Origin of the sequence: Bacillus cereus group sp. MYBK101-2, from assembly GCF_051918845.1 — a bacterium.
GTDB lineage: Bacteria > Bacillota > Bacilli > Bacillales > Bacillaceae_G > Bacillus_A > Bacillus_A paranthracis.
Genome location: NZ_JBQAIE010000033.1, coordinates 1 through 10197, shown reverse-complemented (window position 1 = coordinate 10197; position 10197 = coordinate 1). Strand labels below are relative to the sequence as shown.

Below are 10197 nucleotides of genomic sequence, written 5' to 3'. Positions count from 1 at the left end.
TGGTTGTGGTGACTTAATTATATCAAAGATGGACGATTCTTTTTTATATTTTCTGTAAAGAAAGAGGTTGCCCAAAAGTAGCTATTCAGCTACTTTTGGGACAACCTCTTTCATGTATTGACCTTTTTATATGCGTTTGAAACGGCCGACAATTTCAACTGTTTCAGTAATGTTCATAAATGCTTTATTATCTACTTGACGGATAATACGTTTCATTTCGCCTAACTCATAGCGAGTCACGACAGTGTAAATCATTTTTTTCTTATGGTTTGTATAGCCGCCGACAGCATCTACCATTGTCACGCCACGTATGCCGTGATGTAGTAGGGCGCTTTTTATTTCCTCGCCTTTTTCTGTAATTGTCATTATCGTTAATTTAATATGTTTCGTATGCACAGCATCGATCACTTTGCTGACTACAAATCGACTAATTAACGTATAAAGTGTAATATCCCATCCGAAAATAAATCCTGCTACAACAAGTAAGATTAAGTTGAATACAAATATGATTGCTCCAATTGAAACATCTCGATATTTCGCTACAATCAATCCAACAACATCAAAACCACCTGTTGAAGAAGCAAATCGGAATATGATTCCTGAAGCTGCTCCGCAGATTACACCGCCGAATACAGAAGATAGTAAAATATCGTCTGAAACTTGGTGTACAGGGATAATGTTCATCGCTAACGATGATACAGCTACAAAGTACGCTGTTAAAAAGGTTGTCTTCTTGCCTAAGTAAAAGTGACTTAAAATAAGAAGAGGAATGTTTAGTAAAAAGATAAGTGCACCGATATTGTAGTGCATTAAATAACCGATAATCATCCCTACTCCAGCAAATCCACCGCTAATCATGTTATGCGGGATAAAGAACATATTCATAGAAATTGCATACAAAATAGAAGCTACGAAAATAACAACCAACTGTATGATAAATTCTAAGTGAAATGTTTTAGCTGCTGGGAAGGATAAAAAGGCGGTGTCGGGAACGTAATCGGCGTCTCCTAGTTGACCCATAGTATGTTTCATCTCCATATTCATTTTTGATTACAAGAAGAGAATAAAGGTTTTTTCAAAAACTGGCAATAGTTTTATTATAATGCAAAAATTTTATAAATTTCTAATAAATCAAGCCTATTCATTGATGTGTGTGAATATACTAAAGAAAGCGAATACAATGTTTCTTAATTATTATTTTCTTGAGAAAATATGCAAAATACTTTTTTTTGACGATAAAAGGAAATAGAGAATGTTTGCCGAATGTGCTAAAATGACCTTATTAAGGATGTGAAGCGATGGAATTTTTATTGCAGGATGCAATTCTATATATATCGTTTGTAACGACAGCACTTTGTTTATTAGAAGTTTTCTTCCTTGCTAACGTTTCTCGCTTTGTGCGTCAGCAAGCATCGAGCGGTAGACAAAGAGCATTTGCGTTAGTTGATACATGTGAAGATAGTGCGGGGAATGTACCGCTATTTTCTATTTTTTATAAATATGGAATGATTCGTTCTGTGCGCAGACAAGAATCGAGTGAAGAGAATGACGAGGTCGGTCCGTATACACCAATGTTTCGCTAAATAATTACGAAACATTGGAGGAATGAACATGTTAAAATCATACCGAGCTGTGCTCGTTAGTTTATCATTATTACTTGTTTTTGTTTTATCTGGTTGCAGTAATGCAGCCCCAATTGATGCACATAGTACGGGAATTTGGGATCATTATTTTGTCTATCCAATCTCGTTTATGATTCAATTTGTTGCTCATCATATACCGGGAGCTAGCTTCGGGATTGCTATCATTATTATGACGCTCGTTATTCGTTCAGCAATGATTCCATTAGCTGTTTCGCAATATCGTAGCCAAGCGAAAATGAAGAAAATGCAACCTGAATTGCAGAAGTTAAAGAAAAAATACGGTGATGTAAGTAAAGATCTTGAAAAACAAAAACAGTATCAAAAAGAAATGTCAGAACTAATGAAATCAGGCGGTTGGAATCCACTTGCTGGTTGCTGGCCAATCTTTATACAAATGCCGATTTTCTCTGCTTTGTATTATGCCATTAGCCGAACAGAAGAGATTCGCACATCTTCGTTTTTATGGGTGAACTTAGGACATGCAGATCCTTATCATATATTACCGATTATTGCAGCATTAACGACATTTATTCAGATGAAAGTTTTCCAATCTAATATTACACCTGGAGAACAAGTACAGATGCTAAAGATGCAGCAAATTATGATGCCAGCAATGATTCTATTTATGGGATTCGCAGCACCATCAGGACTTGTGTTGTACTGGATAACAGGTAACTTATTTACAATGACACAAACAATTGTATTAAGAAGAATAATGGAACGTGAAGAATTACAATTACAAAAAGCATAGAATAACGCCGCTCGTGATGAGCGGTGTTTTTTTGTGAAGTCGTTAAGGAAATGTTAAGAAACCAACATTACTATAGGCATTGTATACGAGAGTGTACATGCATTAGAAATATGAAGGAGGAAATTTCCTATGAAGAAGAAAACAGTTGGGTATTTAGCGATTGCAGGTGCTTTATCATTCGGAATCATTGGGGGAGTCGGCATCCCGGCATTCGCGGCAACGAATACTCCAGCAGCTGAGCAATCTACAAAAACGGCGAAAAAAGATTTAGATGACGCTACAAAACAAAAAGTAAAAACGATTATGAATGATACAAAGAAACAGTTAGAGGAGCTAGGTGTAAAGCTTCCAGAGAAAGAAAAACATAAAGAAATGTTTGCGGGATTAGATGAACAGGCGAAAGAAAAAGCGAAATCAATTTTAGAGCAAGAGAAATCTGGAAAATTAACAAGAGAACAAGCAAACGAAGAATTAACAAAACTAGGAGTGAAGTTGCCGGAAAAGGGTAAACACAAAGAAATGTTTGCGGGATTAGATGAAGCGACAAAAGAAAAAGCAAAATCAATTTTAGAGCAAGAGAAATCCGGCAAATTAACACGTGAACAAGCAAAAGAGGAATTAACGAAGTTAGGCGTGAAAATGCCGGAGAAGGGTAAGCGTAAAGATATGCTTGCTAATTTAGATGAACAGGCGAAAGAAAAAGCAAAATCTATTTTTGAACAGGAAAAGTCCGGGAAATTAACACATAAGCAAGCAAAAGAAGAATTAACAAAACTAGGTGTGAAACTTCCAGAGAAAGAGAAGCATGAAGACATCTTTGCGGGATTAGATGAGGCAACAAAAACAAAAGTAAAAGCGATTTTAGATAATGAAAAGAAACAATTAGAGGCATTGAATGTCGATCTTCCGCATCATAAGTTTTTTATGAACAAAGAAGATAAATAAGCGAATTACATATCTTTCGTGTGGGCAACCGGAAGATACGTATGCGAGGAGGCTGTTTTTGGAACAGTCTCCTCTTACTTATTGTCGTTTTTTGTTGGTAAATCGATATATTTCGAAAATCGCCGATATAAATTAAGTTGCGGTCGATATATTTTGAAAATCGCTGATATAAATTAAGTTGTGGTCGATATATTTGAAAAATCGCTGATATAATTTTTTATCGCTACACTGTTCCAAAGATACTAGGAAATTAGAGAAGTGTCGTAACTTCTGTTATAATATAAGAAGAGAAATATTTCGCATGTTATATAAAAAAATATATTGATTTTTTCTAACAATTCAATATAATGAACAATAACTACAAAATTCGACATCGAGAAGTGATGATGAGGACACGATCAATTTTTTACGATTCTCAGAGAGGGAAGCCTTTGGCTGTGAGCTTCCTAATACGAAAAAATGGATTACCACCTCTGAACTGCAGCAGTGAACGAACATCTAGTAATTGCTTGCCGGCAAAAACCGTTATTTTAGACTTGAGAAATTGGTGAAGTATGTTACTTTGCGAATTGAAACAAGGGTGGAACCACGAATATAACACTCGTCCCTTTTTTAGGGAGGAGTGTTTTTTTATTTCATTTTTGCATCACACTAGGATTGGAAGGAGGATACGCAGCATGCATCATGATGAGAAGAACAAAATTGGTTTAACGGTAGCACTTTCTATCGTAGTAGGAACGATTATTGGGTCTGGTGTGTTTATGAAACCAGGCAGCGTATTAGATTACTCAGGGAGTTCTAATATGGCGATTCTTGCTTGGGTAATTGGTGGTCTGTTGACGCTAGCAAGTGGTTTAACAGTAGCTGAAATAGGAGCGCAAATCCCGAAAAATGGTGGGTTGTATACGTACTTAGAGGAGATTTACGGAAGTTTTTGGGGATATTTATCAGGCTGGATGCAAACAATTGTTTATGGGCCAGCTATTATTGGAACATTAGGGCTATACTTTAGTTCTTTAATGATTAATTTTTTCTATTTAGATAAAGTATGGAATTTACCAATTGCGATCGGAACAGTTGTGTTCCTTGGCGTTGTAAATAGTATGGGAACAAAATACGGAGGTATCGTTCAAACGATTACGACAATCGGAAAGATGATTCCAATCGTATTAATTGTTGTGTTAGGTTTCTGGAAAGGGAATAGCGATATCTTTAACGTAGTTGTGCCAATATCAGAAAATCAAAGTATCGGGATGGCAATTTTAGCAACGTTATTTGCTTATGACGGCTGGATTTTACTTGCTTCGATTGGCGGAGAAATGAAGAATCCAACAAAGTTATTACCGAAAGCTATGACAGTTGGGATTTTAATTGTAACAGCTGCTTACGTATTAATTAATTTGGCATTATTGAATGTATTACCAGCAACGCAAATTGTAGACCTTGGAGAAAATGCAACAGCGACAGCTGCAGGAATGCTACTTGGAGAATACGGCGGGAAAATTATTAGTATCGGTATTATCGTTTCTATTTTCGGTTGTTTAAATGGAAAGATTTTAACGTTCCCACGTATCCCGATGTCGATGGCAGAACGTGGACAACTTCCATTTGCTAAGTTTATTGCAAAGGAAAGTCCAAGATTTAAAACACCAGCAAATGCGATTACTGTTGAAATCATTTTAGGAATTATTTTAATGATTATTAGTGATCCGAATAAGCTATCTGAGATTTCCGTATTCATTATTTATATTTTCTATGTAATGACGTTTATTGGCGTCTTCATTTTAAGAAAGCGCAATAAGAATAAAGAGCGTGCATACAGTGTACCGTTATTCCCAATCGTACCAATCGTTGCGATTTTCGGCTCGCTCTTTGTAATTGGTAGTGCCATTATCAATGATCCGGTAAGTTGTTTCTTATCAATTGGAATTGTCTTTACTGGGCTGCCGGTGTATTGGTATTTAAATAAGAAGAATAAAGTGTCATGATTGAAGGGTAGGTGTATCATACGCCTACCTTTTTTACTGTAAAAAAATTGTACTTGTTTTCAATTTCTATTTTGGTTACTATAGTCGTAGTAACCAAAATAGAAAGCGTGGGGAAAGACTTGAATTTTCGTGTGTATATTTTAGCTATCGCGGCTTTCGTAGTCGGAACGGTTGAGCTAATTATAGGAGGAACGCTTGATTTAGTTGCCAATGATTTAGGTGTATCTATTAGTGCAGCTGGTCAGCTAATCACAATATTTTCAGTAGTATTTGCTTTATCAGGTCCTGTTTTATTAGCATTAACAGGAAAGTTTGACAGAAAAACATTGTATGTTGGGGCATTATCAATTTTCTTAATCGGAAATATTATTTCAGCATGTAGTGTGAATTACGGGATGTTAATGTTCTCAAGGGTGATTTGTGCGGCGAGTGGTTCGCTTATTATTGCACTGTCAGTAACACTTGCTTCTAGCGTTGTAGAACCGCATTTTCGTGCGCGTGCAATTGGAATCATTTTCATGGGGATTAGTGGATCACTTGTACTTGGAGTACCGCTTGGCCTTGTACTCGGAAATGCATACGGATGGCGTGCACCATTTGTACTCATTTCAATCTTAACAGTTATAGCAATCGCTTGTATTTCTCTATTTTTAACGAAAGTACCACCGACATCGGTATTATCAATAAGAGAGCAAATTGCTACGTTAAAAGATAAAAAAATCGTCAGTGCACAGTTAACGTCATTCTTATTTTTAACAGGTCATTTAACACTATATGCATATTTAACACCATTTTTAAAAGATGTTATGCATGTGGAAGCGAATTGGATTAGTGTATTTTACTTCATTTTCGGAATCGCAGCGGTACTTGGAGGCGGCCTTGGGGGCTTTCTTGCTGACAAATGGGGATCGAAGAAAAGTATTATCTCAATTATTATCGTATTTGCGTGTGCAATCTTCCTATTGCCGATGATGACATTCTCATTCCCGCTGTTCATTATTATGATGGGACTTTGGAGTATGCTGAGCTGGGCTATTTCGCCAGCACAACAAAATTATTTAATTGAAATTGCACCGGAATCAGCTGGTATTCAGCAAAGTTTAAATAACTCTGCCCTTCACTTAGGAATTGCGCTCGGTTCAACAGTAGGCGGAGTTGTTATTGAGAAATCGTCTGTTATATATAATGCTTGGGTAGGAGGCGGCTTTATTATATTAGCGCTGCTTTGTGCAATTTTCTCGATTACGAGAGGACGTTCTACTCAGTTTGCAAAAGAAGAATCTATCGTTTGATAGGTTCTTTTTTAATTTGTAAAAAATTGCAGGTTTTGGTAGGCGAATGGAGAAAGTTGTATATAGCGAGGTGATAGAAAATGGCATATGATTTAGTAGGAGTGATACTAAGCCTTATACCAATATTTGTGGTCACGTTTATTTTTAGATGGGTCCGTTTCATTTATCAAAATTCAGAGAAACAAGTGGAGCAAAATGAGAAAATTATTGAGCTGTTGATGGAGATAAAGGAAAAAGATAAGTAATATGTATTCATTTGAAATTTGTTTCTCGTAAGATATGAAGGCACTTATAAAGTGCCTTTTTTAGTATGTTTGAAAATTGAAAATATGTAATGTTCATTTGTCAATAGCAGCATGAGAACAAACAATTTTAATGTTGCTTATTACTTTGAAACTTTCTCAACAATTCGACAAGATACTACAAAAAAACCACCTATTCTCTTTTTTTCACTATAAGTACAATGAAACAGTAAGATTGCTTCATGTAGAAATTTATATATGGTGGTGGAGAGAATGAAACGAAAGATGGTAGGGAAATGGTTTAGTTTTTTAAGTGCTCTTATTATTTTATTAGGAATTGCAATGCCGCAAGTGAAGGCAGAAGTAATGAACAGAGAAACATATAAAATGGATTGGAGTTATAGTAAGTCGAAACAGCGTGAAATAAAGACAGAAATAATTAAAACGGCTTCGGGTAGTATTGCGTATTGTTTAACGCCTGATTTACGTTCTCCCAATGGGGATGATTTGCCTGAAATGGGGAAAACATCCGATGCTGTATATCGTATTTTATTAAATGGATATCCTCAAAAAAGCCCATCTGAATTAGGGGTAGTGACAGTAGAAGAGGCGCATTATGCTACACAATTAGCGGTATGGATTGCAGCAAATGAATTAACGGAAGAAGATTTAGTTGCAAAAAATGAACGAGTACATAATCTTATGAAGCGTTTAGTAGAGGTTTCAAAAAAAGAAACTGAATCACAAGATATATTTTTTAAAGTTAATCCTGTAGATCCACAAACTGCTACACAAAAAGGGAATTATTTAGAAACAGGATTCTATGCAGTGCAAACAAATGCGATTTCTGGCTCTTATACAATTCTTCCTGAAAATGCTCCTAAAGGGCTTCGAATTGTAAATGAAAAGGGAGAAGAAAAAAGTATATTATCAATTAACGAAAAATTTAAAATATTAATCCCGAAAGATACGAGTAGTGGTAATTTTAAAATGAAAGTGAAGTCTACTTTAACAAATTTACAAGCAATAGCTTTTAAAGGATCAGAAAAAGTTCAAAATACAACGGTATTGTTACAAAGAAATAGTGAGAAAATCAGTACAGATTTAGTGGTAAATTGGGAATCAGTAGGCTCTTTAAAGATTATGAAATTAGGAGAAAAAAAGGAATTATTAAAAGGGGCGGTGTTTGAAGTTTCTAATGAAAACTTTAAACAAAATGTTACGACTAATGATAAGGGCATTGCGGAGTTAGGTAATCTTCCAATCGGTATATATAGCGTCAAAGAAATTCAAGCGCCAGCTGGATATGTGTTAGACGGAAGTGTTAAAAAAATTGAAGTGAAAACTGGTGAAACTGCTGTATTAGAGTTGAAAAATGAAAATGTAAAAGGTGAATTAGAAATAACGAAAGTAGATGTAGCGGATGGGAATACGAAATTACCAAATGCAGAGTTTACAATCTACAACGAACAAGGGAAAGAAGTAGTAAAAGGAAAAACGGATGAAAAAGGTGTAGCGAAATTTAAACTACCATACGGAAAGTATACGTATAAAGAAACAATAGCACCAAATGGATATGTAATAAGTGAAGAGACGTTCGGATTTGAAATAAAAGAGAATGGAGAAATTATTAAACATATTGTTCAAGATAAGAAAGTAGAAGGTGAATTAGAAATAACGAAAGTAGATATAGCGGATGAGAATACAAAATTACCGAATGCAGAATTTACAATCTACAACGAACAAGGGAAAGAAGTAGTAAAAGGGAAAACGGATGAAAAAGGTATAGCGAAATTCAAACTACCATACGGAAAGTACACGTATAAAGAAACAATAGCGCCGAATGGATATGTAATAAATGAAGAGACGTTCGCCTTTGAAATAAAAGAGAATGGACAAATTATTAAACATATTGTTCAAGATAAGAAAGTAGAAGGTGAATTAGAAATAACGAAAGTAGATATAGCGGATGGGAATACGAAATTGCCAGATGCAGAGTTTACAATCTACAACGAACAAGGGAAAGAAGTAGTAAAAGGAAAAACAAATGAGCAAGGTATAGCGAAATTCAAACTACCATACGGAAAGTACACGTATAAAGAAACAATAGCACCAAATGGATATGTAATAAATGAAGAGACGTTCGGATTTGAAATAAAAGAGGATGGAGAAATTATTAAACATATTGTGAAAAATAAGAAAGAAGAAAAGCCATCACTTCCTTCTAAGCCGAATAAGCCAACATCGAATGGAGAAGTGAAACCTTCCGCTGATGTGAAGCAGGTGCAACAACATAATACTCATAATGAAGTGCGATTACCAGCTACTGGTGGCGTCGGCAATGAATTTACGGTTTTATTCGTTTTAGGAATTAGTTTTATTATTGCTGGTGCTTATGTGTTAAGAATGAAAAATAGAAAAGAAATGTAGAAAAAAAACGCCTTGTAATAGAGGCGTTTTTTTAGTATCTCAACTTCATCAATAAACTTTTAATTTCCTCATCTTCCATAAAGAGGTCATGGTGTTTCTGGGTAATCTTTGCAAGTGCAACGTCGTGATAGAAAAATTCTGTAAAGAACTTTACGAAAGGTTGTGACATTGTTTTCATCGCTTGCCATGACTCTTGTTCTACACCAGCAAATAAAATTTCACGATCGTCAACGATGAGCAGTAAGTATCGCTCTAGCGCGTTAGGCTCTTCGGCTGGGATTAGAAAATGCATGTTTTCTAAGTCTGTTTTTACTTTTCCAACTATAAGGGATTCCGTTTTGACGCCTTGTTTTGCTTTTTCTTCTAATAACGGAAGATATTCTAAAAGAGTATCGTTCCAAGCTGAAATGCGAATTGATTCTTTTGCACTTTCGATGAGCTCTTTACTTTGAACGCGAATAGAAGATTGCATTTTTAAGCTCCACACACGGTCATCTGTAAATGATTTTTTCGATATAGTTGTCTCTAATTCTTTAATATTGGATTGAAATTCTGTCGTTAATTTTTCAATTGCTAGCTTGAGTGGTAATGCTGTATACATCTTTTTCTTCTCCGAAACAGAATCCATTACCATTCCTTTATCGATTAGACGTGCAAGCACTTCATATATTTTTGCTTTTGGCACGCCAGAATGCTTCACAATCGTTGTAGCATCTAATGGCTCGTTGCTTGATACGACAACTTCGTAAGCTTGGCTTTCATATTGTGAGAAACCGAATTTTTGTAACATAGTTACCTGGTTTAAAATTCTTATAAAAATCTATAAATCGTTGGCGAACCAAGTCAAATGCCAACTACCGAAAAGGAATCTCACCTTTTTCCTGTCCGTAAGGGTTGTGACCTTTT

9 protein-coding genes and 1 other annotated feature are annotated in these 10197 nt (G+C 35.5%); of the genes, 7 read left to right on the top strand and 2 right to left on the bottom strand.

Annotated elements, in window-relative coordinates; genetic code table 11:
* Positions 1 to 126 precede the first annotated feature (126 nt).
* Positions 127 to 1020 carry a YitT family protein gene (locus ACTFSI_RS27645; RefSeq protein ID WP_000530037.1) on the bottom strand — a complete coding sequence of 298 codons (894 nt, stop codon included), beginning with the start codon at positions 1018 to 1020 and terminating at the stop codon, positions 127 to 129.
* Between the two features lie 278 nt (positions 1021 to 1298).
* On the opposite strand from ACTFSI_RS27645, the gene ACTFSI_RS27640 reads away from it, so the two are divergent.
* The 7 genes from ACTFSI_RS27640 (at position 1299) to ACTFSI_RS27610 (ending at position 9291) form a co-directional block, all read left to right on the top strand.
* Positions 1299 to 1583 carry a hypothetical protein gene (locus ACTFSI_RS27640; RefSeq protein ID WP_000394930.1) on the top strand — a complete coding sequence of 95 codons (285 nt, stop codon included), beginning with the start codon at positions 1299 to 1301 and terminating at the stop codon, positions 1581 to 1583.
* Between the two features lie 28 nt (positions 1584 to 1611).
* Positions 1612 to 2394 carry a membrane protein insertase YidC gene (gene yidC / locus ACTFSI_RS27635; RefSeq protein WP_044791216.1) on the top strand — a complete coding sequence of 261 codons (783 nt, stop codon included), beginning with the start codon at positions 1612 to 1614 and terminating at the stop codon, positions 2392 to 2394.
* A 129-nt stretch (positions 2395 to 2523) separates the two neighbouring features.
* Positions 2524 to 3339, top strand: coding sequence for a hypothetical protein (locus ACTFSI_RS27630; protein ID WP_044791215.1), 816 nt, complete (start codon positions 2524 to 2526; stop codon positions 3337 to 3339).
* 374 nt (positions 3340 to 3713) lie between these two features.
* Positions 3714 to 3951, top strand: a binding site (T-box leader).
* A 65-nt stretch (positions 3952 to 4016) separates the two neighbouring features.
* Positions 4017 to 5327: an APC family permease gene (locus ACTFSI_RS27625; RefSeq protein ID WP_000546315.1), complete on the top strand. Its 1311-nt coding sequence runs from the start codon at positions 4017 to 4019 to the stop codon at positions 5325 to 5327.
* A gap of 107 nt (positions 5328 to 5434) precedes the next feature.
* Positions 5435 to 6619: an MFS transporter gene (locus ACTFSI_RS27620; protein WP_138320794.1), complete on the top strand. Its 1185-nt coding sequence runs from the start codon at positions 5435 to 5437 to the stop codon at positions 6617 to 6619.
* Positions 6620 to 6699: 80 nt separating this feature from the next.
* The gene (locus ACTFSI_RS27615) at positions 6700 to 6864 is read left to right on the top strand and encodes a hypothetical protein (protein ID WP_000312827.1); all 165 of its coding nucleotides are present in this window, start codon (positions 6700 to 6702) and stop codon (positions 6862 to 6864) included.
* Between the two features lie 270 nt (positions 6865 to 7134).
* The gene (locus ACTFSI_RS27610) at positions 7135 to 9291 is read left to right on the top strand and encodes a SpaA isopeptide-forming pilin-related protein (RefSeq protein ID WP_440045789.1); all 2157 of its coding nucleotides are present in this window, start codon (positions 7135 to 7137) and stop codon (positions 9289 to 9291) included.
* 31 nt (positions 9292 to 9322) lie between these two features.
* Here the strand turns inward: ACTFSI_RS27610 and ACTFSI_RS27605 are convergent, their stop codons facing one another.
* Positions 9323 to 10081, bottom strand: coding sequence for a TrmB family transcriptional regulator (locus ACTFSI_RS27605; protein WP_000939492.1), 759 nt, complete (start codon positions 10079 to 10081; stop codon positions 9323 to 9325).
* Between the last annotated feature and the right edge of the window lie 116 nt (positions 10082 to 10197).

What these genes read in the sequence shown, in the direction of transcription:
- ACTFSI_RS27610 (WP_440045789.1), top strand. Translation starts at nt 7,135, where the DNA reads ATGAAACGAAAGATGGTAGGGAAATGGTTTAGTTTTTTAAGTGCTCTT.
- ACTFSI_RS27630 (WP_044791215.1), top strand. Translation starts at nt 2,524, where the DNA reads ATGAAGAAGAAAACAGTTGGGTATTTAGCGATTGCAGGTGCTTTATCA.
- ACTFSI_RS27640 (WP_000394930.1), top strand. Translation starts at nt 1,299, where the DNA reads ATGGAATTTTTATTGCAGGATGCAATTCTATATATATCGTTTGTAACG.
- ACTFSI_RS27645 (WP_000530037.1), bottom strand. Translation starts at nt 1,020, where the DNA reads ATGGGTCAACTAGGAGACGCCGATTACGTTCCCGACACCGCCTTTTTA.
- yidC (WP_044791216.1), top strand. Translation starts at nt 1,612, where the DNA reads ATGTTAAAATCATACCGAGCTGTGCTCGTTAGTTTATCATTATTACTT.
- ACTFSI_RS27605 (WP_000939492.1), bottom strand. Translation starts at nt 10,081, where the DNA reads ATGTTACAAAAATTCGGTTTCTCACAATATGAAAGCCAAGCTTACGAA.
- ACTFSI_RS27615 (WP_000312827.1), top strand. Translation starts at nt 6,700, where the DNA reads ATGGCATATGATTTAGTAGGAGTGATACTAAGCCTTATACCAATATTT.
- ACTFSI_RS27625 (WP_000546315.1), top strand. Translation starts at nt 4,017, where the DNA reads ATGCATCATGATGAGAAGAACAAAATTGGTTTAACGGTAGCACTTTCT.